This is a genomic window from uncultured Roseobacter sp. (assembly GCF_947488185.1).
In the GTDB taxonomy this organism is placed as follows: Bacteria; Pseudomonadota; Alphaproteobacteria; order Rhodobacterales; family Rhodobacteraceae; genus Roseobacter.
The window spans coordinates 419,323-444,956 of sequence record NZ_CANKYM010000003.1 but is presented as its reverse complement, the minus strand read 5'-3'; the positions used below and the strand labels follow the sequence as shown (position 1 = coordinate 444,956).

The following is a 25,634-nucleotide window of genomic DNA, read 5'->3' as shown; positions in this document are numbered from 1 at the left end:
CGGCCAAGGGTCAGGTCAGATAATCCAGAATGTCCCCGAACTGACGCGCAATCGCTTCATGGCTAAACACCTGTCGCATCTGCGCCATTCGGCTCAGTGCTTCTTGCCAGGCAGGGCCTCCATATGCATCCTCGGCCAGATCAAGACCGTCCAGAATGGCCGTTTCAGAGTTATCCGCAATCAGGAAGGGGTAGTCATTCCCCAGTAGTTCGACAGCATCATCAACGTCCTTGTTGATTAAAACAGGCGCCCCCATCTGGGCTGCAATAAACCCTTTGGTAAAAGGCTTGGCCACGATGTCGCCGGGTTCTTCTTCAACCATCCTGCGCACGCAATAGTGCAAGTTGTAGTCAGGCAGAGTTTTACTTGCATCTTCGATCTGATCGGCACGATCAATGTTCAGAACAGATATGCGCTTAGCGATAGAAGCTGAAATGATCGTGTTTCGGATATCCCCGAAGTAAACGGCGTTCAGACTGTCAGACGGACGGACCTTAAGACCCGCAAGGCGTGCATCCGTATTGTGATGCAGGAGGAAGGGCTGGCCGGACACTGGCGCGCCTGAAGCTTCCGCTTGGCTGATCAGATCCCGCATCTTCCGCAGAGCGCTCTCTGATGCCGCGATATGCACATCAGCCCGTCGCTTCGTGACCAGTCTCAGATCGGAGTCCACGTAATCGAGACAGGTGAGAGCACCACGGTATCTCAGGATATCCAGCACGCGACTCCGCAGTTCCGGCAGCGAGATCTTTGCAAATACGATTACATCGCCCGGTTTTTGCCTCAGGGCCCAAAGTTCCTGGCCCAGGCCGCGACGGCGAGGCAGTTTTTCAATTTCGATCCTGACCCGTGAGCCCAGTTGTTGTTCAAGTATCCTGATAAGCTGCACGACCCGCAACTCAGCACTGCCGAAGTTGATCCTCTTGCGGTGTACAACAAACCGGATCGTTGTCTGCTTTTTCATAAGTCAGTTTTCTTTATTTCAGTTGAATGGGCTGGCGATGCCGGACTCCTGGCACAAATCCAGGCTCGTAAACCTGGTGACCTCACGCGCTGTGGCGTTGGTATCCCCTTATAGATGAAAGACATCCGACATAAAGAGCGCTTTTGGCAGACTTGCGGCGCGGGGGCAGGTCATCCGGTCATCCAGACATGTCTGCCCCCTTGAGGCCCCGCGATCCTATCTGTTCCGCGCAATTTGACGTTCTGCCCGTTCCACTTTCCGACGTATCCTGAGCAGCAACCACCAATAGGCCAACATCCTCGCTGGCTTCCCCATACGCACCCTTTTGCGCACTTGATCATCGGACAGGTTTTCTATCTTCCGGAAAGCTGCTTCGACCTGAGCGTTGTTCTTGTCCCCGGTTTTTGCAGTCAACTCCCCCCGGCGAACCAAATCGGCGGCAAGAACGGTCATCCCCAGGGTCTCTGGCCCATCTTTTTCGTAGTAGGTCTCAGCATCTTTCAAAATACCCAACTGGTACTGGATATGCCTTGCGGACTGCTTGTTTTTGATCATCTGCATCAGCTTAAGGGTCCGGTGAAACCCGAAATGGAAAGCCTGATACCTGTCAGGATCAGGGGCGTGATCAACATAAATTGCCAAGCCCTCGGGATCCCGCAACATCGTTCCTTCGTATTGCGGATCAGGATCAACAAACAGCTGGTCGTGTTTTTCCAATTCCCATCGGACGCGCGGGCTAAAACCGTGTACCCCGTAAATTGCGCGGTTTGTGTAGTGATCCTGAACCATCGATACCACATGGTCGACACCAGGATTGTTCTCAAAAACCCGGTTCACTTCCTGAAGAGCCGTTGGCCGGTTCAGAACCATATCCGCGTCCAGCTTCAGAAAACGATCATAGGAATCCGCGTTGCTCATGATCATCTGATAGAGCGCTTTATGTGCCGCCTCATTGTCCAGCCCGGCAATAACCTCGTGGCTGACATCTACTCCCTGCTGAGCCGCCACAGATGCCTTGCACGCGCCAAACTCATTTTCGCCGGAGTGCAGTGTTATGACTAAAAAGCGGGGTTTCATTGGTGGCCGGAAAGTTCGTTCAGCGCGTCCGTTAACGTCTGCCGTGGTCGCGCATAGGGGCCTGCGCTTTCAGGCGATGTCCCAAATGCGCTGCGGTAGCCGCAGGCCCGCGCGTATCTCTGCACCCGTGCGTTTTCACCACCATAGGGATAAGCCATCGACGTGACCGGCGTTCTCAGCCTGCGGGCCAGCCGTAGGCGCGGAAACAGCAATTCGTAAAGCTGTGTCCGTTTCCCGACATCCGGCAGATGCAGGTGCCTGTGGGAGTGCGCCCCAATGTCAATCTGCGAATGCCCGGCCAACTCAGCGGCTTCGTCCCACGATAGGAAAACATCACTGACGAACTGTTCTTTGGTGGTGTTGTTTTCAGCCGCCAAACGGTCGATCAAACGAACACGCCGTTTGTAAGACTGCGGTTTCAGCGCCCTATGCACTCTTTTGAACGCTGCTTCCCGCGCCTCTGGATCGCTACCGGTGTCAAACTCTTCTCCAAAAACTTGAACGCGGGGCAACGTCGACACCATGTTGGACGCGACAATCTCGTAGGGAAAAACCGTGCGGTCCAAAAAGCCCGTTGTGAGGAACAAAACCAGTCGTGCCCCGGTCCGCTCAAGCAACGGCAAAAGGAGCCGGACGGACCGGTAACCATCATCCGCCGTAAGAACTTTTTTGCCGCTTTCTTCAAGGTAAGTTTCCACATCCGAAAGCAGATCTGCATTGCTCAGATTGGCACCAGACAGCCCGTCAGTGGTTTCGCGGATGTCATGTAGATAGACCACCGCGTCCCGCTCGGGCACGTCTACCATCTCTTGCTTCGCCACGCCGACAAGTCCCGCCCCGAGATACGTTCCAGATCCAAGATATCAGGTTCAAAAACTTCGTACAGCTTTGCAATACAACGGTCATCAATGTCGGCAAGGGTCTCCATTGTCTTGCGACCCATGGCCCTGTCATAGCGTTTCATTACAGATCGCAGCAGGCGGTAACGCATCATGATCTTATCCGCAGCTTTGCGTCGCTGGGACTTGCGTTCCCCTGCGACGTTCACGCGACGCGCGAACAGATCGGGGCGCTCAAATCTGGAAATCCCGACAAAGTCACAGATTTCATCCATCAGTTTTTGCGGGTTCGCGGAAACATCATCGAAAAAGCCGATAAACACATTCTCCTCGCCGAACAGCTCTGCATATCTTCTGTAGTGACCTGCATACATTCCGGGTAAAACCCAAGTGTCAAACAGATCGTAGTTCTCAAAGACTTCTTCGAACGAAAAGCCGATCTTCAATTTCTTTTTCTCGTGCCAGTAGTGCGAAAAAGCCCGTTCAACAGGATGGCGCGCACTGATGATTATGCGCGCATCAGGGTTATAGGCATGAATACGCTTTGCGGCATCATGGTCCCTGATGTGACTGGGCGTAGGGTCAAGATATCGTGTGAAATTTCCAGTGGGAAACAGCCCATGATACCAGTCTTCTCCGCGCAGATAGTGCATGTCGAAGTAATGTACTGAATCTTTGGGAGGAACGGCAACATCCGGGTGATGGCGGATCGCATCGAAAAACCACGTCGTTGCGGTCTTTTGAGGCCCGATATGGAACATATCCACTTTCATTGCGCTCTCCTAAGGTGCATTCGAGCCAAACTGCCCTGCGTTCTTTGATGCAGTTTGAGCTCTAGAAAATCATCAGCTCCTGACGAGATACGCCAGTTCATCCGACTTACTCCACGTAACGATCGAATAGCCATGGCGAGCCAGGTGTTCTCTGAGCTTGCCAAGCTTTTCGATTGAGAGTTTATTGAACTCGTAACCGAAGCCCAGCGGCCTGTGCCGTTCAAGATCGACGGAATAAACCACCTGATCATCGAATCCCTCGGCATCGATCTGCACGAATGGTTGATCGCCTAGCCGATCCGCGTGATCATCGATCAAACGTGACACTGTCATACATTCCACCTCTACCTCTTCAATACGGTCCTCTGGTGGAATTTCATCAATACCTACAAGATTCATCGACTTTTCAAGAACGTGATTTCGATCAAAGGACGTAATACCAGAGGCGATGATGCCGCGATACCGATCTGAATACTCGGCTTTCAGGCGGTAAAGAGTAAGCTTCCCTTCCGGGCCCAGAGCTACATTCAGGCAGGCAACGTTTTCGTTCCCGGCGTAGTTCTCTTTCAGCTGCTCAAAAATATCCGGCAAGGGTTCTACCAGAACGGCCTTTACATGGGACTTGTTCCTGATCAGAAATCTGTTGATCGGGTCCACCGTAACGCCATCATTCGCACCGCACTGCAGCACACCGATTTTACCTTCGTGTGCAATCAGGCCAGTCAGAAACCCATCAACAAATTCTGGATTTGCGGTCACCAAACCGGGTTTTGAGACAGCTTTCTGGTTGGCTTCTACTTTGTCCAACCCCAGAAGCCGGCGTATTTTTCTGCGCATCTGATGATTTAGTCCCTGTAACCGCGACGTCATAATGTCGGTTCCATGATCCTTTTGCAAGGCACCGAAATGACTGGTTTTCCAGATGCATATGTCGACTGTCTGACACTCCGCGCGCGCTGGCGTCAAGGGACCGGAACGGCTGATCCGCCTAACGACAGCTACTGGCACTATGACAGCTGAGCCCCGTCCCCAACCGCCCTCGTCCTGGCTGTGACAGGGCTTAGGGTGCTTTCAAGGGCTGCTCGCGCGTCGCGTCCAGCCTGTCCGGGAAAATCGAGTTGTCCATGTAAAAACCGGTTGGTTTCTTGATCGTTTGGTGAGGCATTTGTCGATCCCATCCACCCCTTACTTGCGCGTTCGGACGATACCGAATGAGGGAGAGCCCTGCCGCGCTGCTCACCCTCATCTATCTCAAGCCGATTGTCTAAAACTTCTCGCAAACAAGAGGGCACGACCCGGCATCAACCTTGAGTGCGCAGCCACTCCATGACGGCCGGACGCACCGACATTTCACCGCGGTGGCGCGCGTCCGCGATGACCTTGCGAACCTCTTCCAGATTGCTGCGGCGGAGCAGGTTCTTCACCGGACCGATTGAGGCAGGGCGCATCGAAAGACTGCGCAATCCAATCGCTGCAAGACACATGGCCTCAACCGGGCGTCCGGCGTCCTCGCCGCAAAACGACAGCGGTGTGCCCGTCTTGGCACAGCGTTCGACGATGCCCTCAAGAAAGCTCAGGAAAGAGACGTTCAGCGTGTCATAGCGACGGCGCACGCGTTCGTTCTCGCGGTCCGCCGCAAAGAAAAACTGCTTCAAATCATTGCCACCGATGGAGAGGAAATCCACCTCCTCGAAAAACTTCACCGGTGCAAAGGCGAGGCTGGGTGTTTCCAGCATGGCCCCGATCTCGACGGTTTCCGGCAGCACATGTCCGAGACGTTCCTCGGCAGCCAGCGTCTTTTCCATCAGCCTGCGGGCGGCACGGTACTCTTCGAATTGCGCAACGAAGGGGAACATCACCGTCAGCGGACGCCCGTCAGCCGCCCGGATCAGGGCCTGCAGCTGCATCCGCATGATGCCCGGTTTGTCCAGCCCCACCCGAATGGCCCGCCAACCCAGGGCAGGATTGGGCTCGTCATTCGGTTTCATGTAGGGCAGAACCTTGTCCGACCCGATGTCGAGCGTGCGAAAAATCACCCGCTTGCCCTGCGCCGCGTCCAGCACCCGCGCGTAAAGAGCGACCAGCTCGGAGCGGCGTGGCATCTGGTTGCGCACCAGAAACTGCAGTTCAGTGCGGAAAAGCCCAACACCCTCGGCACCAGAATTCGGCAGGGACGGCAGATCCGCCATAAGGCCTGCGTTCATGTGCAGCGACAGGACCGCACCATCCCTGGTTTCGGCAGGTTTGTCGCGGATCGAGGCATAACGCTCCTGCGCGGCGGCCAACATCGCGATCTTGTCGCGGAAGGCGCTGACCACGGTGTCGTCAGGACGCAGATGCACGACGCCCTGCTCCCCATCCACCATGATGTGATCGCCATTCAGCGCCTCAGTCGTGACCCGGTTGGCATGCACCACCAGCGGGATGGCCAGCGCGCGCGCGACAATGGCCGCGTGGCTGCCCACTGACCCTTCTTCGAGCACGATGCCTTTGAGGCTGCGCCCATATTCCAGCAGTTCCGCAGGCCCGATATTGCGCGCGATCAGGATCGGGTCGGCGGGCATTTCCGCACCCGTATCCGCCCCCTGCCCGGTCAAAATCCGCAGCAGACGATTACTGAGATCATCCAGATCGCTGAGACGTTCCCGCAGGTAATTGTCGGTCACCTGCCCCATGCGGGCGCGGGCCAGCGACTGTTCCTTCTCGACCGCAGCTTCGGCGGAGAGGCCGTTAGAGATATCTTCCTCCATCCGCCGCATCCAGCCTTTGGAGTTGGCGAACATCCGGTAGGCTTCCAGCACCTGCTGCTGATCCTTGTCGTGACTGCCCGCGATCTCCAGCATTTTGTCGACACCAACACGCAGTTGTTCGACCGCTTCTTTCAGGCGCTCCAGCTCACGCACGGGATCGTCCGCAATCGGGTTGGTCACCACCACGCGCGGTTCATGCAGCCAGACATGTCCTTCGGCCGCGCCCTCCTGCCCAACGGTTCCGCGGAACATCGCCGGTTGCGAGTGGCGCGCGGACATCGCCGCGTTGTCGCCGATGAAAGCGCCAAGTTCGGTCATCTCAGCCAGCACCATGGCCACGACCTCCAGCGCATAGACCTCATCCGCCAGAAACTCGCGCGCCGTTCTGGATTGCACCACCAGAACGCCCAGCGCCTCCCCCAGCCGCTGTACCGGCACGCCGAGGAAACTGGAGAACACCTCCTCTCCGGTTTCCGGCATAAAGCGGAACCCCCGGGCCTGAGGCGCATCAGCCGTATTCACCACCTGACGGCGCCGCGCCACCTGGCCCACAAGGCCCTCGCCCAGTTTCATGCGGGTTTTATGCACCGCGTCCTGATTGAGCCCCTCCGTGGCGCAGAGCTCCAGCGTATCCTCATCGCGGAAGAGATAGATGGAGCACACCTCGCACCCCATGCTGTCGGCAATCAGATGGGTGATCTTGTCGAGCCGGGCCTGTCCTTCGACATCGCCCGCCATCGCATCGCGCAGCCGCCCCAGCAGCTTGCGCGATCCGGTTTCCAGACGTTCTGCCACGCGTGCGATCCTCCCACGTCTTCGAGCACCCGTCCGCAGTCAACGCGGATCAGGCGGCTTTTTCCAGCTCGAAGGCATCATGCAGCGCCTGAACGGCGAGTTCCATGTATTTCCTGTCGATCAGCACCGAAATCTTGATCTCCGACGTGGTAATGACCTTGATGTTGATGCCTTCGGCACTCAGCACCTGAAACATTTTCGCGGCAACCCCGGTGTGGGACCGCATGCCGATCCCCACAACAGAGACCTTGGCCACATCCGTGTCGGCGATGACTTCGTGAAAGTTGATCACACCATCGGCTTTGGCGTCCGCTACGGCTTTTTCAGCCCGCGCGACCTGATCGGTCGGGCAGGACCAGGTCATATCCGTGCGACCTTCCTCGGAGATGTTCTGAACGATCATGTCGACGTTCACGCCGCCATCGCTCAGGGCCGTAAAGATACTGGCCGCGATGCCCGGGCGGTCGGCCACGCTGACAAGGGTCATCTTTGCTTCATCGCGTGAAAAGGCCACGCCCGCCACCACATTGCTTTCCATGATATCCTCCTCGTCGCAGACCAGCGTCCCTGCGTTATCCGATTGTTCTTCAAAACTGCTGAGCACGCGCAGCCGCACCTTGTAGCGCATCGCGAGTTCCACAGACCGTGTCTGCAGGACCTTTGCCCCCAGCGACGCGAGCTCGAGCATTTCCTCAAAGGCGATCTTTTCCAGTTTGCGTGCCTTTGGGCTGACCCGCGGATCGGTGGTGTAGACACCATCCACATCCGTATAAATGTCACAGCGCTCTGCTTCGAAAGCCGCAGCGAAGGCCACAGCCGTTGTATCGGACCCGCCCCGTCCCAGCGTGGTGATCCGCCCCTCGGGGCTCACCCCCTGAAACCCGGCGACAACGGCAACCTTCATGCCCTCGCCGAACTTCGCCATGATATTGTCCGGGGGAATTTCCTCGATCCGCGCGGCGGAATGGGCGGAGGTGGTTTTCACAGGCACCTGCCAACCCTGCCAACTGCGCGCGGGCACGTCCATTTCCTGCAGGGTCAGCGCCATCAGCCCGGCGGTCACGTTTTCGCCGGAGGAGACCACAGCATCATATTCGCGCGCATCATAGAGCGGCGATGTCTCGTTCACCCAGCCCACAAGTTCATTGGTCTTGCCCGACATGGCCGACACGATGACGATCACATCGTAGCCCTTGGCCACTTCGACGCCAACGCGCTTGGCCGCGCGCCGGATACGGTCCAGCGTGGCCACGGAGGTGCCACCGAATTTCATCACCAGAACAGGCATGATGCGCCCCTTGCATTAATCGCGGCGGGTTTACGCTGTGGCGCAGGGAACCACAAGCCGTTCAGGGGCTCATTGCGTGCAATCGTGTCGCGGGATTTCAGAAGGCGTGGGGGCGGCCATCCCAGGTTTCAAAGACACCGGTGCGGGTCACGTCAAGCGCATCGAAACGGGCAACCAACCCGTTCACGGCTTCGTCTACGGTGATTTCCGCTGCAGATGTGCCCATGTCGGTCTGCACCCAGCCCGGGTGATAGATGCCCACCGCAATCCCTTCGGGCATCAGGTCACTGGCCAGATTACGCCCCAGGTTCAGGGCGGCGGCCTTGGAGGACCTGTAGATGTAGCTGCCGCCCGGCGCACGCTCTGACGATGCCATTTGCGACGAGATGATCGCGATCCGCCCCGCCTTTGACAGACGCAGATTTGGCAGCAGCGACTGTACGGTCAAAAAGACACCGGTCACGTTGACGGCAAAGGTCTGGGCCCATTGCTCGAGCGGGTAGCCATCCTCGAGCATCTGCCCCTTGTCCAGGTAGACACCGGCGTTGCAAACCAACAGGTCGACCGCTTGCCCGTCCAGACGGGCGGCAAGGGCTGCATGGCTTGCCGGATCAGTGACCTCCAGCGGGTGGTCTCCGTCCCGCGCCGTGCCGATCACCTGCTCACCGCGCGTGCGATAGGCGGCAGCCAGCCCCGCGCCGATCCCGCGGTTCGCACCGGTGATGACAATGGTCATGACTTCAATTGGCCTTTCGGTTGGGCAAAAACGGCAGCGGTGCGACCGGGATACCATCCTCTATCAGCTTTTTGGCCTCGGCACCGTTCGCCTCGCCATAGATCGCCCGTTCCGGCGTGGCGCCCAGGTACATCGACCGCGCCTCTTCCGCAAAGCGCGGCCCGACGTAATCCGCGTTATCTTCGACATGGCGTCGCAGTTCGGTCAGCGCCTTTTCCTGCTCCGTCTTCGACATGCGCAAAGGCTTTTCCGGCACGCTTTCCGCCGAGAGCGCAACACGCGGGGCCATCACCGCCTTGTCTACGGTCTCCGATCCGCATACGGCGCAGGCCACATGTCCTGCCGCCTGCAGCTTGTCAAAGGCTGACGCCGACTGAAACCAGCTGTCGAAGTCATGCCCCTGATCACATTTCAGCGCATATTGAATCATGGCGCGCAGAATACTCCAAAGCCGTTACCAAGTCTTTATGACATGGGGCAGAGACCACCTGTCGTCAAGAAGATCTGGCCGAGGTACGTGGATCGAAGTCGCGCAGAATGCGCGCCAGTTCGGGTTCGTCCACGAGGCGCGCCGCTTTCTTACGCGACATCCACGCGCGCTCGCGCTGGCCGGCTTCGGGGTAGTCATCGGCCAGCGTTTCGACCTCCACGGCATAGACCATGGCAAGGCAGGGCAGCGCGCCCAGATCCTCCGCATCCTTGCTGTAGGAAAAGATACCCAGGCAGCGCCCGTCGGATGCCCCGCGCACACCGGCCTCTTCCCAGGCCTCCTGCACGGCGGAGCCTGCGGGGGTGAGACCATCCATGGGCCACCCCTTTGGCACGATCCAGCGTTTCGAGCCGCGCGAGGTGATCATCAGCACGCGGATCTTGCCTTTCTGAACCCGGTAGCACAATGCTGCAAACTGCGTCCGCACGTCCCGCTTGCCTGCGCCTGACAGCGATATTGGCAGTTGTTTTATCATAGTGAGATCACAAGAACTCTGGAAAAACCGGCGCGGAATGCGTCGCTGAATATCCTCAAATATGCCCGAGGATGAGCGGTTTGCCAACAAATCAAGGCCTGCACGGCAGAACAGACCGGACCCTGTGACAATCTTGAATCAGCGCAAATCCCGCGAGGCCATGCGCACGCGCAATCTGGCCACCAATTCCTCAATGGGCACATCCGCGTCTATCGACAGTTTTCGCAGACCGAAATGGACATGGGCCATTTCCTGGTAGTAGGTCGTATAGGCGTAATTTGTCGCGGCCCCGGCCACCGCCCCCAATACCGGCACGGTCTGCGCAGCCAGCTTCTGGCCCAGAACCGTGGCCAGCCTTGGGGCCACCCGCGTGATGATGCTCTGTAATGCAGGACCGGTCAGCGTCACCCGCGCAGAGAGAAAGCCAAGATCGGCGCCGTCATCCTCCGCCAAGGGTCCGGCAGCGGCGAACACCTCGATGCAGTCGAATTGCACGCTTTCCGACGACGGATCGAACCCGTGTTCGACGGCGACCCCCTGAATGATCCGCAGCAAAAGGGTCGTGGTGACCGGCAGTTCCGCGAGCGCCGTGGGCAGCCCGCCGACCCCGCCGGCGGCGCCCATGGCCGTGCCCACCACGGTGTTGAGCCAGCCTTTCTGATCCGGCACCACATCGCGGCTGCTGTGCGCCACCTTCATGGCCTGCTCCAACGCCCGGCGCGTCGCCTCCTGCAGCCCGGACTGGGCGGCGTTGGGCAATCGGTCCAACAGACCTTCGGCACGCCCACCGATGATGTTCAGGAGATCGACCGCCCCGCCACTGGCGCGTTTGTAGCGCCGTGCGAGCGCATCCAACTGCGCGTCCACATCTACCGGTACAATCTGTGAAATATCATCCATAAAATCTCTCCTCTTTCAAAGATGGGGAGAGATGTGCCGTTTTCAATCAGGCCCCGGACCGTCGGACGGGTACCGCTGAACCGTTCCGGCGATGCCCTTCCACGCGCCGGGCACCAACGCCTGCCCCAACACACGGTCCGGATTGGTGGGGGGGGGCATGACAACACCGCTCAGCTTTTCAAAGCCGAACCGCGCGTAGTAAGGCGCGTCGCCAACCAACATCACCCGCGCCCACCCGTCACGCGCCGCAAGCGCCAGAGAACTGCGGATCAGCTCACTTGCCAACCCTTCCCCCTGCCGCGTGGGGTGCACGGCGATCGGACCCAGCAAAAGAGACACCGCCCCTCCGGCCAGAACGGGCCAGTAGCGAATTGCGCCCGCCAGGATGCGATCCACATCCCGCGCAACCTGATTGAGGCTTGCCACGGGGGCCACGTCATCCCGCAACCGGTAGGACGACAGCGCCTCGCGTCCGGGCGCAAAACACAGATCGAAAAGCGCTTCGACCTCATGCACATCCTGCGCGGTTTCTACTTTCAGTTCGTACACGGCAGGCGCGTTGCCCCGGCTTGGGTTTCAGGTAGCCCGCCCGTAGCACATGCGTTACACCGGCTGCAAACGATCAGGAGTTTCCAATGTTCTACCGCCCCGCCGATGGCCATGGTCTGCCGCATAATCCCTTCAACGCCATCGTCAGCCCGCGCCCCATTGGCTGGATTTCAACGCGCGATGTGCAAGGGCGCAACAACCTGGCCCCCTACTCCTTTTTCAACGCCGTGGCCTATGTGCCGCCCCAGGTGATGTTCGCCTCTACCAGCAGCAAACCCGACCGGGGCGACACCAAGGATTCCGTGGCGAATATCCGCGAAACCGGCACCTTCTGCGTGAACATCGTCGAATACGGCATGCGCGATGTGATGAACGCCTCCTCCGCCCCGCTGGCAAAGGATCAGGACGAATTTGACGCGGCGGGCATCACCCCAACGGAATGTACCGAGATCGACTGCGCCCGCGTGACCGGTGCGCCTGCCGCACTCGAATGCCGGATGACCCAGATCATCAAGGTCGAGGGCGAGACCAACTTTGTGGTTTTTGGTGAGGTGGTGGGCGTTCATATCCGAAACGACACCATCGTGGACGGGCGTTTCGACGTCACCAGTTTCCAGCCGCTCAGCCGTCTGGGCTATCATGACTACGCCCGCGTGACAGAGCTTTTCGAACTGGTGCGCCCAGGCATGTAGGCGCCTGACACAGCAACAGCAACGCCCTCTCCATCTTGTGCTATGGTGCAATCCATAGGTGCACGGCGGTATGTATTTCCACCGCCGGTAAAAGAAGAGAGAGGTATCATGACCAATTTCAATCATTCGATTATTCGCGCAGCCGTCTGGAACCTTGCCGGTTACTCTTTGCCGGGGCGTCCCGTGGGGATCTCCGCGCGTTCCAAGAAGGCGGAGAAACAGGCAGAAGGTCTGGCTTTGCTGGATGCGGAGTTTGTCACGCTGGTAGAGGTGTCACCGGCCAGTTACATCGAAACGCTGGTGCAAAAACTGAAAACCTACGGCGTCGAGTACAACCACACCCTCCTGCCTCAGAAGAGCGGCAATATTCATATCGGTTTTCTGCACAAGCCCGGCATAGAGGTAACCAATCCACGTTTCATCGAAGGCTCAGAAGGTGATTACACCGGCGGGCGCCAGGCCTTCGCAGTCGATATCAAGATCGCCAAGCTCAAGGCCATCGTCATCGGCGTGCATCTAAAGTCCGGACGCAACAAGCCGCAGCAGAAGATGCGCGACAGTCAATGCAAGGTGATCGGTGACTATATCTCGCAGATCCACCAGACGCCGGGGTTGAAGCGCCGCGCCATCTTCCTGATGGGGGATTTCAACATGATCCCCGGGCAGGACGTGTCGAACTTCCACTTCCTCGGCGGGGATGATGTGATGGACTTCGTGTCCTCGTGGGATCTGCAGGATCGGTTCTCACATGTTCTCGAAAAAGGCCGCGCCAACCTGCTGGACGGGTTTGCCGTCAGCCGTAATTTCTCGACGGATTACATCAAGGGCAGTCTGCGGCTGTTCCCAATGCACTGGACCATGGACATGGGGCGCGAGGCCTTCCGCAAAAGCGTCTCGGACCATCTGCCCTTCGTGGCAAGCTTCAAAATCTACTAACCCCGTCGCTCCGCAGGAGCGACGATGCAGACAAGTGGGTTTGCAAAGCAAACCTGCGGCCTGTCGCGGCCCCGTTTGCCCTCGATCATCCCAAGCGGGACGGTGGGCGGGGCGCCTTGGCCACAGGCCAACAGCGCCGTCCAGCGTCAGTGTCCGCCCAACATCCCGGTCCGCACCGAATAGTCCACCGCCAGCGCGTAATCGGGGTCGTCGTCGCTGTCGACCATCAACTGCCCGGCCTTCTGCAAAAGCTTGTGACAATCCCGGCTCAGATGACGCAGCATCAAGGTCTTGCCCGCTGCTTCATATTTCGCGGCCAAAGCCTCAATGGCCTGCAGCGCCGACTGATCGACCACGCGGCTCTCGGCAAAGTCCACAATCACCGTATCCGGGTCGTCCGCCACGTCAAAAAGCTCCATGAACCCGTCCGATGACCCAAAGAACAGCGGCCCATTGATCTCGTACACCTTGGCGCCCTTTTCAGTATGCGACTCCCGCGTGGTGGCATAAATGCGCCGCGCGTTGTTCCAGGCGTAGGCCAGCGCACTCACGATCACGCCCACGACAACCGCAACCGCAAGGTCTTCCATCACCGTGACAACCGTCACCAACAGGATCACGAAAGCATCCGTAAAGGGTACCTTGCGCAGGATCGTCAGGCTGTTCCAGGCAAAGGTCCCGATCACCACCATGAACATCACACCGACCAGCGCCGCCAGTGGAATAAGCTCGATAATCGGCGCGCCCACCAGGATGAACAACAACAGAAAGATGGCCGCCGCAATCCCGGCCACCCGCGTGCGGCCGCCCGATTTCACGTTGATCATCGACTGACCGATCATCGCACAACCGCCCATACCGCCAAAGAACCCGGTGACCGTATTGGCTACGCCCTGCGCGATACACTCCTGGCTCGCCCCGCCACGCTGGTTGGTCATGTCGCCCACAAGGTTCAGCGTCAGCAGGCTCTCGATCAGACCAATGGCTGCCAGGATCACCGCATAGGGCAGGATGATCTCGAAGGTTTCCCAGTTCAGCGGCACCATCGGGATGTGCAGGCTCGGCAAGCCGCCCTGAATGGAGGCCAGATCCCCCACCCGCGGCACCTCCAGCCCAAAGCCGATCACCACGGCGGCAACAATACCAATGCCCGCCAGCGGCGCCGGGATGGTTCTTGTGATCCGCGGCATGACCCAGATGATCGCCATGGTCGCGGCCACCAATGCCAGCATCAGGAACAACGGCTGACCGCTCAGCCATTCACCGCCCCCCATGCCGTGGCCTGTGTTCTCCATGGTCCCCGGCACCTTGAACTGGCTCATCTGCGCCAGGAAAATAACAATGGCGAGGCCATTTACAAAGCCCAGCATCACCGGATGCGGCACCAGCCGGATGAACTTGCCCCACTGCATCACGCCCGCAAAGACCTGCAAAAGCCCCATCAGGACAACGGTCGCAAAGAGATATTCGACCCCGTGTTCAGCCACCAGCGCCACCATCACCACGGCCAGCGCCCCGGTCGCCCCCGAAATCATGCCCGGACGACCCCCAATCAATGCCGTGATCAGGCCCACCAGAAACGCCGCGTAAAGCCCGACCAGCGGGTGCACCCCTGCGACAAAGGCAAAGGCCACCGCTTCGGGCACCAGCGCCAGCGCCACGGTCAGACCCGACAACAACTCGATCCGCAGCCGGGCGGGCGAAAACCCGTCCTCCGGCATCCAGCGCAGATCGGTCACGTCCAAATTCTTAGTAAAGCTGCTGAACGTCGTTCGCGCCATGCTCAATATCCTAAATCGTATCTTGTGAAAAAACCGGACCGGGCCGGTAGATTTGCGCGCTCCCTAGACGCTTTCGCCCCAAATGGAAACCCCACCGACCTGCGCGGTTATGGTAAATATTTCATGAACGCCCGCGCGTCGGCCCTTCACAAACAGCAATGCAACGTTACTCTGCCCGCAATTAATGCGATTTTAGCATCTGAGCCTTTCATGCCCCTCATCCGCACCCGCGCCGATATAGACGACCTGCTCGACGGCCCTACTCCCGCCGAAGAAAAGCTCCTCGCTGCCTCTCTGGCCGGGAAGCCCTGTTATCTGGGCGATGCGGTTCCCCCAAAAGGCACGCCAGACCCGCAGGTCCGCATCCGTGCCGGTGTCCTGCGCTATCTCATCACCGGTGGCTGCGAGGCACACCCCGTGGCCAATTGGGGCGTAGAGCTTTACGGCGCCCGTATCACCGGCACTTTGGATCTGAGGCTCGCAACTGCGCAAGGAGTCACCGGGCTCATCCGGTGCCGTTTTGACGAGCCAATTGAGGCGCTCCAGGCGAAACTACAACTTCTCAGCTTGGACGGCAGCGCGTTTCCAGCGCTCAACGCCCAAGGCGCAAAGGTAAAGGGCGACATTTTCCTGCGAAACATCACCGCAGAGGCAACCGTTGCAATCAACAGCGCCACCATCGGCGGGCAGCTTTCCTGCACCGGTGCCACATTCAACGCGACCGCTGGCCACGCCCTCAACGCCCAAGGCGCGCAGGTAACGGGGAGCGTCTACCTGTGCAAGATCACCGCAGAGGCAACCGTCACGGTCAGCGGCACCACCATCGGCGGGCAGCTTTCCTGCACCGGTGCCACATTCAACGCAACCGCTGGCCACGCCCTCAACGCCCAAGGCGCGCAGGTAACGGGGAGCGTCTACCTGCGCAAGATCACCGCAGAGGCAACCGTCACGGTCAGCGGCACCACCATCGGCGGGCAGCTTGGCTGCGACGGCGCTACATTCAACGCGACCGCTGGCCACGCCCTCAAAGCCCAAGGCACGCAGGTGACGGAGGGTTTCTTCTTTCGCGGTGTCAGAACAGGCCAGGGCGTGATCGATTTGAGCGCGGCACAGGTGGGTAGCCTGGTGGACGATCCGCGCAGTTGGCCACCCAAAAACAGGCTCATTCTGAACGGTTTCACCTACACGCGTATCCGGAATGCAGAGTTTCCGCGGCTCTCAGACCGGCTCGACTGGCTTGCCAAGGGCAGCACTTGGGGTCATGAGTTCCTCCCTCAGCCTTATACCCAGCTTGCCAAGGTCTACCGCGAGATGGGGCAAGACGGCGATGCGCGCGATATCCTCGCCGAGCGGGAGCGGCGTTTGCTGCGGCACCGCTTTTTTAGTGCAGTTAACCTCAATAACGGGACACCAGAAGACGGTGTGACCCTCCGGCAGATCAATTTCCACGTCATCCTGTGGTCCTTTCTGGCGCGCACCGTGGTGGGATACGGCTATCACCCGTTTCGCAGCGTGATGATCCTGTTTGCCTTGATCGCCCTCAGCGCCGTTTTTGCCGACCGGGCGTGGCAGACAGGCGGCATCACCCCGAATTCCGCGCATGTTCTGGTGTCACCGGGTTGGCTTGCCCACCATGCTGTTGAGGGCGCGCCCGCCCATGTCTGGATTGGTGACGTCATCCCGGCGGGATGGTCCCCCGACCCCGAGACACCGGAGCAGATGTGGCCCGACATGGCCCCCGGCCGCGATTGGGAGACGTTCAATGCGCTGGCCTATGGTGCGGACATTGCCATTCCGATCATCGCGTTCGGCCAGACCGATGCCTGGGCGCCATCGGCCACGCGTGGGGCTTGGGGAACGTTTCTGTGGTGGTGGCGTTGGGTCGCAACCACCACGGGCTGGATTGTAACAGGTCTTGCGGCCGCCGCCGTGACCGGCATCATCCGGCGGGACTGACGCACGCGCCGCTCACGAAAAATCAACCTGCCCACCCCATTGATTTCACCGCCTATTCCCGCCACGATCCAAGCTGGACACAGAACGGAGCATACTATGACCGCACCCAAGATCGCCGTGATTGGCGGCTCTGGCATTTACGAGATCGACGGGCTGGAAGACACCAACTGGACCAGTATGGAAACCCCGTGGGGTGCCCCGTCAGACGCGATCCTGACCGGACGGTTGCACGGCACGGAGATGGCGTTCCTGCCCCGGCATGGGCGCGGCCACATTCATAGCCCGACCTCCGTCCCTTACCGCGCCAATATCGACGCGCTGAAACGGTTGGGCTGCACCGATGTGGTGTCTATTTCGGCCTGCGGTTCCTTTCGCGAGGAGATGGCGCCGGGAGATTTCGTCCTTGTCGATCAATTCATTGACCGCACGTTCGCGCGGGAGAAATCCTTCTTCGGCACCGGCTGCGTAGCGCATGTGTCGGTCGCTCACCCGACCTGCCCGCGCCTGACCGACGCCTGTGAGATCGCCGCGAAGGACGCAGGCATCACCGTGCACAAGGGTGGCACCTACCTCGCGATGGAAGGGCCGCAATTCTCGACACTGGCCGAATCCAAAATGTACCGTGAAAGCTGGGGCGCGGATGTGATCGGCATGACCAACATGCCGGAGGCGAAACTCGCCCGTGAGGCCGAGCTTTGCTATGCCTCTGTCGCGATGATCACCGATTATGACAGCTGGCACCCCGATCATGGCGAGGTGGACGTGACCCAGATCATCGCCACGCTCATGGGGAACGCGGACAAGGGCCGCGACATGGTCCGCCGCCTTCCCGAATTGCTGGGACCAGAGCGCACGCCCTGCCCGCATGGATGCGACCGTGCACTCGAATACGCGATCCTGACTGCGCCGGAAGCCCGCGATCCGGCCTTGATGGCGAAACTCGATGCGGTTGCCGGTCGCCTTTTGTGATCCGCTGGCTCTTCCTCATACTTCTCTGGCTTGGCCCCTCTGCGGGCGCGCAAGACTACATTTCCGTGCCGGATGCACCGCTGAGTGATGACGCCTTTTACAATCTGGTCAGCTGTGCCGCCGCCCCCGGCGGTCCATGTGCCAAAAGCAGCGTGCGGTGGCCGGAAGAAAAAGCACGCGACCTCAGCCTGGGCATCGTCGCCATCCATCAAAATTACCCGCGGCTTCTGCGCACACCGATCCACCGCACGCTTTTCCAAGCAATCGCGGAAGTCAACGCCGCCGGCGCAGGGCTGCATCTGCGCCGGGCCGACCCGGACGAGACACCGGACATCGCGATCTATCTGGTGGATCAGAAGATCGGCAGCACAATCCGGAACTTTCCGGAGCCCGAGTTGAACGGCAATGAAATGCCCGCCGCGATGTTTTGGGTCTGGTGGAACGGCAAGAATGAGATCCAGCGGGCCGTCATCCTCTTTGCCCGCGATGCAAGGTGGGAGGAAGTGCAGTCCATCATGCTCGAAGAGGTCGTGCAGGCAACCGGCTTGATGACGGACATCGACAGCCCGTGGTACAGGTTCCGGTCCATCTTTGCTGAGTTATCTGACAACACCGTCACCCGACTGCAACCGCAAGACATTATGGCCTTGCACCGACACTACCCACCTCAATGACGCCCACCCGACCATGACGCTTGACGTGGCGTGGCTCAAACCACTTTAACTGGCGGGGTGTCATCGCGAAAACCAAGGAAACACAATGCCTCTTGATCTCTGGCTGACATTTGTCGCCGCCTCCACCGCCTTGCTGCTGATCCCCGGTCCGACCGTCCTGCTGGTTCTGAGCTATGCCCTGTCCAAAGGCCGCTCTGTCGCGGTCGCCTCTGCGGCAGGTGTTGCCATGGGCGATCTGATCGCCATGAGCGCTTCGCTCGCGGGACTGGGGGCGTTGGTCCTGGCCTCGGCCACGCTCTTCACCCTGCTGAAATGGGTCGGGGCTGGGTATCTGGTCTGGCTGGGGATCAAGCTGATCCGCTCCGCCCCCAGCGCGGGCCTGGCGCCAGCCACCCTCGAGATCAACGCAAAGGGTGTTTTTGGCCACACCGCCGCCGTCACTGCGCTCAACCCGAAATCCATCGCCTTTTTCATCGCCTTCGTGCCACAGTTCCTGCGCCCGGAGGCCCCTTTACTCCCGCAGTTTGCGCTTCTGATTGCCACTTTCGTAACGCTCGCCGCGGTAAACGCACTGTCCTATGCGCTGCTGGCAGACCGGCTGCGCCGCGTCATCGGTCGCCCCTCGGTTCTGACATGGATCACCCGTGCGGGCGGAACAACACTGATCGGCATGGGCGTGCTGACCGCCACGCTCCGCCGCGCAGCCTGAGGAAGAACACCATGAAAACGGTACAGGACTACATTCGCACCATCGTGGACTTCCCGCATGAGGGGATCATGTTCCGCGACGTCACCACGCTCTTTGCCGACCCGCGCGGCTTTCGCATGGCCATCGACCAGATGCTGCACCCCTACGCGGGGCTTGAGATCGACAAGGTCGTCGGCCTGGAAGCGCGCGGTTTCATCATCGGCGGGGCCATCGCGCACCAGCTGTCGGTCGGCTTCGTGCCGATCCGCAAAAAGGGCAAACTGCCCGGCACCACGATCAGTCAGGATTACAAACTGGAATACGGCGAGGCGATTGTCGAAATCCACGACGATGCCATCAAGGCCGGCGAAAAAGTGCTCGTGGTCGATGACCTGCTGGCCACCGGCGGCACCGCAGAGGCCGGGATCAAGCTCCTGGAGCGGTTGGGTGGCGAAATCGTCTCCTGCGCCTTCATCATCGACCTGCCGGAGCTTGGGGGGCGCAGAAAACTTGAAGCCATGGGCATGGATGTCCATGCCCTCTGTGCGTTCGACGGCCTCTAAACCCGCGCCGAAAACCAAATCCTGGAAGGATTTGAAAAACATCGTGTGGCGCGGCAGCGCCTCATTTCTTGAGGACCGCGCCGGGGTTCATGATGCCCAAAGGATCGAGCGCGGCCTTGATCGCCCGCATCGCAGAGAGTTTGGCGGGATCGCCGTAGCGCTCCAGATCCTCCACTTTCAGCCGCCCAATGCCATGCTCGGCGCTGACCGATCCACCAAGCCGGTGCGCAAGATCGTGTACGACCCGCTGCAATTCGGCGCGCTGGTTGGCATGATCCGACGCCTTCTGCCCCGGCAGGGGAAATATGTTGTAATGGAGGTTGCCGTCTCCCACGTGGCCAAAGCAGTTGATGCGGAAGGTGCCGACCCCTCCGATCACCTCCCTGCCTTCGGCAATGAATTCCGGAATGGCGCCGAGGGGGACCGACACATCGCTGGATATGATCGCCCCCACACGCTTGTTGGCCTCCGGGATGTGCTCGCGTACGGACCAGAACGCGTCCGACTGCTGCGCGCTCTGCGCAATCACCCCGTCCAGGGCCACCCCCTCTGACGCGGCCACCTCGAACAGATCCGCCAACGCCGCCTGAGGGTCCAGACCGGCGACCACCCCCACCTCAATCAATACCGACCACTCGGGCCGCGCAGCAAAAGGCTGGCGCACCTCGGGCAGGGTTTCCGCCAGAAACGCCAGGCCCTGACCGTTGATCAATTCAAAGCCACTCACCAATTCGCCCAATTGCGATCGGGCCAGTGCCAGAAGGGACAAAGCCGCCTCCGGTGACGGCACGACAAAGATGGCCGTTCCCATAGCCGCCGGACGTGGGCTCAGCTTCAACGCTGCTGCCGTGATCACGCCCAGCGTGCCTTCCGACCCGATCAGCAGGTTGCGCAGATCATAGCCGGTGTTGTCCTTGCGTAAGCGCTTCAACCCGTGCCAGATCTGCCCGTCGGGCAGCACCGCCTCCAACCCCAGACAGAGATCGCGGGCATTCCCATAGCGCAGCACCGCCGTGCCCCCGGCATTGGTCGCAAGGTTTCCGCCAATCCGCGCCGATCCTTCGGAGGCAAGCGACAGCGGAAACAGCCGACCCACCTCTTCCGCCGCAGCCTGTACATCGGCCAGCACCGCACCGGCCTCGCAGATCAGCACGTTTTCCTCCGGATAAACCGCTCGAATTTCCGTCATTCGCTCCAAGGACAGAATGAGCGGCAACGGCCCGTCCGGCGATATCTGCCCGCCCACAAGCCCGGTGCCCCCCGCATAGGCCACAATGCCCACGCGCGCATCGGCAGCCAACCGCACAATCGCCGCCACCTCTTGGGTTGTGCGCGGCAGGGCAACAAGCGTTTCACGCCCATGGTAACGGCCCCTTGGCTCCTCCAGATGCCGCGGTTCGGTTGTTTTGATCACCCCCTCCGGCAAATGCTGGCGCAGGCGTGTCTCAAAGGCGGAATCGGCAGGGTTTAAATCCATACCCCTTGATCCCCCGCGCAAGAACGCGATGCAAGGGGGCTCAGGGCGTGCTGAGAAGAGCCGGGCGTAAGACCATCACCGTGGGCCGCCCCGGCAACCGGTCCAGCGAGATGTCCAGCGCGGGGCCGCCGACCTCCACCACCGCAAATTCATCCGACATGCCGGTCAGGAATTCATCCAGCGCATAAAGCGAAAACCAGTGCATCGGGATCACGACAGAGGATTTCAGCCGCTTCAACACCCGGATCATCGTGGGCAGATCCAGCGTATAGCCACCGTCCACCGGCGCCATCACCACATCCAGCCGCCCGAGGGCCGCATATTGCGCCGCATCCGGTTCGTGATGCAGATGCCCCAAATGCCCGACACATAAGCCCGCCAGTTCAAAGACGAAAATCGAATTCCCCTTCTCCTCCACCCCGGAAAACTGCGACCGGATATCGGTGGAGACATTGCGGATCAGCACCTCACCCAGATCAAGATGATGCTCAATACCCACTCCGAACGGCCCCCAGCCGGGCAACACATGCGGGATCGCCGGATCCGGGTGCGCCGTCCAATGGGTGTCATGCGCATGGTTCATCGTCACCACATCCGGGATCATCGGGGCCGATCCGGTAAACCCAGTGAAATCCGTCACCATGTTCAGCCCGCCATGGCTGCGGATCAGAAAACTTGCGTGGGCAATGTAGTGAATGCGCACCGTCTCTTCGGCCACCGCACCCAGGCTCGCAGGCACCACATACTCCAGACCCGGCGCTGCGGCCAATGCGACGCAATGGCTCGGTGTACGCTCCTGCGCCACCGCCGCCTGCGCCATAAAAACAAAAACTGCAAAAAGCCGAATGAGCATGACCACCTCCCACGCAGATAGCCTATCGCGATCTCCCGATTCACCGAAGGGTTTTCAGGCGCGCCGCCGATACGACAGGCCGTTCGCCCAAAAACGCGCCTCAACACCTTCTTCTGGCAAAAAATATCCCCGCCGGAGGCACGCGGCTTTTGCAAAAAGCTGCAAAAGAAAATCCTACCCCGCCTGCGTCTTGCCGCGCCGGTCGCTGCGCAGGGCGGCATAAAGCACATGGGTGCGCCAGCGCCCGTCAATCTGCAGATAGCTCTGCGCCACACCTTCGTATTTGAACCCCGAGGTTTCCAACAATCCGCGCGAAGCGGCGTTCTCCGGCAGGCAGGCCGCCTCGATCCGGCTGAGATCCAGTTGCGTAAAGGCATGGTGCACCAATGCGGTGATCGCCTCGCGCATATACCCCTGCCGCGCAAAGGGCTCCCCTGTCCAATAGCCCAAGGTGCCCGCCTGTGCGGGACCGCGCCGAATATTGTCGAGCGTGATTGCCCCCAGCAGCGCATCATCCTGCCGCCGGATCAGGAAAAGCGGCAGCGCCGTGCCCCCCGAGACCGACCGCTGCGCCCAATAGACCCGGTTGGTAAAGGCCTTGCGCGTCAGATGATCCTTGGCCCAGCTGGGCTCCCAGGAGGTCAGGTAATCCTTGCTGTGCGCCCGCAGCGCGGTCCAGGCCCGGAAATCCGAATGGATCGGCGGGCGCAAGGTCATCCGTTCCGTTTCAATGCGGAGTTTCCGAAACCCGCGCAGCATCACGCCGCCCGACGCTCCTGCAAGGCCGCGAGGCTCGGGGCATCTTCAACCGGTCCGTAAAGCGCCAGCGCCGCCGGGGCCGCAGAAGCCATGTCTTGCGCAAACTCGCGCACGTCGCCCGTGGTCACCGCGTCGATCATCGCTACGGTCTCTTCCAGCGGCGGCACGCGGTCCCAGATCTGCACCAGCCGCGCCAGACGCTCCGCCCGGTTCGACTGGCTTTCCAAGCCCATCAGCAGCCCCGCTTTCATCTGTGCCCGCGCCCGTGCGACTTCGGCCGGGGACATGTCAGAGGCCGCGCGTTTCATCTCATCAATGGTGATCTCGGCCAGCTGCGGCAGTTGCGCCGCGCTGGTACCCGCATAGATCGTGGTCATGCCGGTATCGGCATAGGCGCCCGCCTGCGCAAAGATCGAATAACACAGCCCGCGATTTTCGCGGATTTCCTGAAACAGGCGGCTCGACATGCCGCCGCCCAGGGCGGAGGCGTAGATCTGTGCCGTATAGATGCTGTCATCCCGGTAGCCGGGGCTCTCGAAGGCCAGCGCAAAATGCGCCTGCTCCAGCGCCTTCGGCTGGCGCCGCTCGCCGCCCAAGAACCGTGCTGCGTCCGCGTCAAAGACCGGCCGCGCCTCCATGCCGCCGAAGAGCTCTTCGGCCAGCTTCACAATGGCTTCATGATCCACCGCACCCGCCGCAGAGAGGATCATCTGCTCAGGCCCATAGTGCTGCTTGATGAACCCCTGAAGGTCCGCGCGGGTGAAATTGGCGACCCGCTCTGCCGGGCCGAGGATGGTGCGGCCCATCGGATGATCCGGATAGGCCTGCTCCTGCAGCCAGTCGAAAATCACATCATCCGGCGTGTCGAGCGCCTGCCCGATCTCCTGCAGGATCACGCCGCGCTCCACCTCGATCTCGGCCTCTTCCAGCGTCGGGTTCAGCAGAATGTCGGCGATCACGTCCAGCGCCAGGGGCACGTCGTTCTGCAACACCCGCGCGTAATAGGCCGTGACCTCGCGACTGGTGTAGGCGTTGATGTACCCGCCCACGTCTTCGATGCTCTCGGCGATCTGCAGCGCGGTCCGGCGCTTGGTGCCCTTGAAGGCCATATGCTCCAGGAAATGCGCAATGCCGTTCTGCTGCGGGGTCTCATGCCGCGCACCCGCGGTGACCCAGACGCCGACGGAGGCCGAGGCAAGGCCGGGCATTTCTTCTGTTACGATGCGGAAGCCGTTTGGCAGGCGGTGTTGGTTCAGTGTCACGCAGCTCTGTGCCCTTTGATATGCGCGGTGAGGGCTGCCAGATCATTTGGCACCCGGCTCACCCGTTCCGCGCGTTCATACAGGTCTGTCATACGCGGGGGCAAGGGGGGCCGTTGCGTCGAAGCCTGTTCCACGGCGTCAGGAAACTTCGCCGGATGCGCTGTGGCGAGCGTGATCATCGGCGTGCCGGTCACCCGATGCGCCTCCGCCACCTTCACGCCCACGGCAGAATGCGGACAGAGCAGCTCGCCGGTTGCCTGCAGCGCGGAGGCAATTGTGGCCGAGGTTTCCTCCTCGGAGGCGCGACCCGAGAGGTAGTGCGATTGCAGCACCTGCATGGCGCCCTGGCTCACCTCGAAACCGCCCGCTTTCAACTCTTCCATAAGCTGTACAATGGCCGGACCCTCGCGGTCATAGGCATCAAACAGCGCGCGCTCGAAGTTGGAACTGACCTGAATGTCCATAGAGGGACTGATCGAAGGCACGGTTTCACCCTTGTGGTACCCCTGCCCCTTGAGGCAGCGGTCGAGAATGTCGTTCTGGTTGGTCGCGACCACCATCTTGTCGATGGGCAGACCCATGCGTTTGGCGATGTAGCCCGCGAAGATATCGCCGAAGTTGCCCGTGGGCACGGTGAAGCTGACCGGGCGGTGTGGTGCGCCCACCGAGACGGCGGCAGAGAAATAATACACCACCTGCGCCAGCACCCGGCCCCAGTTGATCGAATTCACACCCGCCAGCTTGACCTCATCGCGGAAGGTAAAATCGTTGAACATGTCCTTCAGCCGCGCCTGGCAGTCGTCGAAATCGCCGTCCATCGCCAGCGCATGCACGTTGCTCTCCGTCGGCGTAGTCATCTGCCGCCGCTGGACTTCTGAGATGCGGCCATGCGGGTAGAGGATGAAGACATCCACGTTGTCGAGACCCCGGAACGCCTCAATCGCCGCCGAGCCGGTATCGCCGGAGGTGGCGCCCACGATGGTCACCCGCTCCCCCTTGCGCCCAAGTGCAGTCTGGAACATCTGCCCGATGAGCTGCATCGCAAAGTCCTTGAAGGCCAGCGTCGGCCCGTGGAACAGTTCCAGCAGGAAATGCCCCTGATCGAGTTGCACCAGAGGCGCCCGCGCCGCATGACCAAAGCCTGCATAGGCCCGGTCGATGATCCCCTCGAACTCGTCATCCGTGAAAACATCGCCGACAAACGGCCGCATCACGCGGTACGCAATCGCCTCATAGCTCAGACCCTCCAGTCGCGCGATCTCTGCCCCGGTCATCTGCGGGATCGTCTCGGGCACGTAGAGACCGCCGTCGCGGGCCAAGCCGGTCAACATCGCCTCCTCGAAATTCAGGATGGGTGCGGTGCCGCGGGTCGAAATGTAACGCATGGT

The 25,634-nt window shown here is 60.4% G+C and carries 25 protein-coding genes; 7 read left to right on the top strand and 18 right to left on the bottom strand.

Annotation, left to right across the window (positions count from 1 at the left end):
- Positions 1-10 precede the first annotated feature (10 nt).
- From Q1A52_RS13345 to Q1A52_RS13290, 12 genes are all read right to left on the bottom strand, one after another.
- Complete coding sequence (locus Q1A52_RS13345) at positions 11-964, bottom strand: hypothetical protein (RefSeq protein ID WP_300016129.1); 954 nt, start codon at positions 962-964, stop codon at positions 11-13.
- 216 nt (positions 965-1,180) lie between these two features.
- Positions 1,181-2,041 (bottom strand): hypothetical protein, encoded by an 861-nt coding sequence (locus Q1A52_RS13340; protein WP_300016128.1) that lies wholly within the window; start codon positions 2,039-2,041, stop codon positions 1,181-1,183.
- Positions 2,038-2,862 carry a polysaccharide deacetylase family protein gene (locus Q1A52_RS13335; RefSeq protein ID WP_300016126.1) on the bottom strand — a complete coding sequence of 275 codons (825 nt, stop codon included), beginning with the start codon at positions 2,860-2,862 and terminating at the stop codon, positions 2,038-2,040. The genes Q1A52_RS13340 and Q1A52_RS13335 overlap by 4 nt, the downstream gene beginning before the upstream one ends.
- On the bottom strand, positions 2,841-3,653 hold the full coding sequence (locus tag Q1A52_RS13330) for a sulfotransferase domain-containing protein (protein ID WP_300016124.1): 813 nt from the start codon (positions 3,651-3,653) through the stop codon (positions 2,841-2,843). Before Q1A52_RS13330 ends, Q1A52_RS13335 begins: the two co-directional genes overlap by 22 nt.
- A gap of 72 nt (positions 3,654-3,725) precedes the next feature.
- On the bottom strand, positions 3,726-4,523 hold the full coding sequence (locus Q1A52_RS13325) for an FkbM family methyltransferase (RefSeq protein WP_300016122.1): 798 nt from the start codon (positions 4,521-4,523) through the stop codon (positions 3,726-3,728).
- Positions 4,524-4,954: 431 nt separating this feature from the next.
- Complete coding sequence (gene ptsP, locus Q1A52_RS13320) at positions 4,955-7,198, bottom strand: phosphoenolpyruvate--protein phosphotransferase (protein ID WP_300016120.1); 2,244 nt, start codon at positions 7,196-7,198, stop codon at positions 4,955-4,957.
- Positions 7,199-7,247: 49 nt separating this feature from the next.
- On the bottom strand, positions 7,248-8,486 hold the full coding sequence (locus Q1A52_RS13315) for an aspartate kinase (protein WP_300016117.1): 1,239 nt from the start codon (positions 8,484-8,486) through the stop codon (positions 7,248-7,250).
- 97 nt (positions 8,487-8,583) lie between these two features.
- Entirely contained in the window at positions 8,584-9,222 is a 639-nt protein-coding gene (locus Q1A52_RS13310) for an SDR family NAD(P)-dependent oxidoreductase (protein ID WP_300016114.1), read from the bottom strand.
- Between the two features lie 4 nt (positions 9,223-9,226).
- Positions 9,227-9,652, bottom strand: a complete 426-nt coding sequence (locus Q1A52_RS13305) for a DUF1178 family protein (protein WP_300016111.1) — start codon at positions 9,650-9,652, stop codon at positions 9,227-9,229.
- Positions 9,653-9,716: 64 nt separating this feature from the next.
- A complete protein-coding gene (locus Q1A52_RS13300) occupies positions 9,717-10,187 on the bottom strand; it encodes an NUDIX hydrolase (protein WP_300016107.1) in 471 nt (156 codons plus the stop codon).
- Positions 10,188-10,325: 138 nt separating this feature from the next.
- Positions 10,326-11,087: an EcsC family protein gene (locus Q1A52_RS13295; RefSeq protein ID WP_300016105.1), complete on the bottom strand. Its 762-nt coding sequence runs from the start codon at positions 11,085-11,087 to the stop codon at positions 10,326-10,328.
- Positions 11,088-11,129: 42 nt separating this feature from the next.
- Positions 11,130-11,636 (bottom strand): GNAT family N-acetyltransferase, encoded by a 507-nt coding sequence (locus Q1A52_RS13290; protein WP_300016102.1) that lies wholly within the window; start codon positions 11,634-11,636, stop codon positions 11,130-11,132.
- 86 nt (positions 11,637-11,722) lie between these two features.
- Here Q1A52_RS13290 and Q1A52_RS13285 point away from each other — a divergent pair, with 86 nt between their 5' ends.
- Together Q1A52_RS13285 and Q1A52_RS13280 are read left to right on the top strand one after the other, a co-directional pair.
- Complete coding sequence (locus Q1A52_RS13285) at positions 11,723-12,328, top strand: flavin reductase family protein (RefSeq protein WP_195818625.1); 606 nt, start codon at positions 11,723-11,725, stop codon at positions 12,326-12,328.
- 108 nt (positions 12,329-12,436) lie between these two features.
- Complete coding sequence (locus Q1A52_RS13280) at positions 12,437-13,264, top strand: GMP synthase (protein ID WP_300016099.1); 828 nt, start codon at positions 12,437-12,439, stop codon at positions 13,262-13,264.
- 146 nt (positions 13,265-13,410) lie between these two features.
- Here Q1A52_RS13280 and Q1A52_RS13275 read toward each other — a convergent pair whose 3' ends face one another.
- Positions 13,411-15,045 (bottom strand): SulP family inorganic anion transporter, encoded by a 1,635-nt coding sequence (locus Q1A52_RS13275; protein ID WP_300016096.1) that lies wholly within the window; start codon positions 15,043-15,045, stop codon positions 13,411-13,413.
- Between the two features lie 210 nt (positions 15,046-15,255).
- Between Q1A52_RS13275 and Q1A52_RS13270 the strand changes: the two genes are divergently transcribed.
- The 5 genes from Q1A52_RS13270 to Q1A52_RS13250 all read left to right on the top strand — a co-directional run bounded on the left by Q1A52_RS13270 (position 15,256) and on the right by Q1A52_RS13250 (position 19,895).
- On the top strand, positions 15,256-17,001 hold the full coding sequence (locus tag Q1A52_RS13270) for a hypothetical protein (RefSeq protein ID WP_300016093.1): 1,746 nt from the start codon (positions 15,256-15,258) through the stop codon (positions 16,999-17,001).
- Between the two features lie 96 nt (positions 17,002-17,097).
- The gene (locus Q1A52_RS13265) at positions 17,098-17,970 is read left to right on the top strand and encodes an S-methyl-5'-thioadenosine phosphorylase (RefSeq protein WP_300016090.1); all 873 of its coding nucleotides are present in this window, start codon (positions 17,098-17,100) and stop codon (positions 17,968-17,970) included.
- On the top strand, positions 17,967-18,644 hold the full coding sequence (locus Q1A52_RS13260) for a DUF2927 domain-containing protein (protein ID WP_300016087.1): 678 nt from the start codon (positions 17,967-17,969) through the stop codon (positions 18,642-18,644). Before Q1A52_RS13265 ends, Q1A52_RS13260 begins: the two co-directional genes overlap by 4 nt.
- Positions 18,645-18,729: 85 nt before the next feature.
- On the top strand, positions 18,730-19,353 hold the full coding sequence (locus tag Q1A52_RS13255) for a LysE family translocator (RefSeq protein ID WP_300016084.1): 624 nt from the start codon (positions 18,730-18,732) through the stop codon (positions 19,351-19,353).
- Between the two features lie 11 nt (positions 19,354-19,364).
- Positions 19,365-19,895 (top strand): adenine phosphoribosyltransferase, encoded by a 531-nt coding sequence (locus Q1A52_RS13250; RefSeq protein ID WP_300016081.1) that lies wholly within the window; start codon positions 19,365-19,367, stop codon positions 19,893-19,895.
- 61 nt (positions 19,896-19,956) lie between these two features.
- On the opposite strand, the gene Q1A52_RS13245 is transcribed toward Q1A52_RS13250, so the two are convergent.
- The 5 genes from Q1A52_RS13245 to thrC form a co-directional block, all read right to left on the bottom strand.
- Positions 19,957-21,372, bottom strand: a complete 1,416-nt coding sequence (locus tag Q1A52_RS13245; RefSeq protein WP_300016078.1) for an FAD-binding oxidoreductase — start codon at positions 21,370-21,372, stop codon at positions 19,957-19,959.
- A 40-nt stretch (positions 21,373-21,412) separates the two neighbouring features.
- Positions 21,413-22,225, bottom strand: a complete 813-nt coding sequence (locus Q1A52_RS13240; RefSeq protein ID WP_300016075.1) for an MBL fold metallo-hydrolase — start codon at positions 22,223-22,225, stop codon at positions 21,413-21,415.
- Positions 22,226-22,399: 174 nt separating this feature from the next.
- On the bottom strand, positions 22,400-22,984 hold the full coding sequence (locus Q1A52_RS13235; RefSeq protein ID WP_299782413.1) for a GNAT family protein: 585 nt from the start codon (positions 22,982-22,984) through the stop codon (positions 22,400-22,402).
- Complete coding sequence (locus Q1A52_RS13230) at positions 22,984-24,246, bottom strand: pitrilysin family protein (protein ID WP_300016072.1); 1,263 nt, start codon at positions 24,244-24,246, stop codon at positions 22,984-22,986. The genes Q1A52_RS13235 and Q1A52_RS13230 overlap by 1 nt, the downstream gene beginning before the upstream one ends.
- Positions 24,243-25,631, bottom strand: a complete 1,389-nt coding sequence (gene thrC, locus Q1A52_RS13225) for a threonine synthase (RefSeq protein WP_300016069.1) — start codon at positions 25,629-25,631, stop codon at positions 24,243-24,245. Before thrC ends, Q1A52_RS13230 begins: the two co-directional genes overlap by 4 nt.
- Positions 25,632-25,634 lie beyond the last annotated feature (3 nt).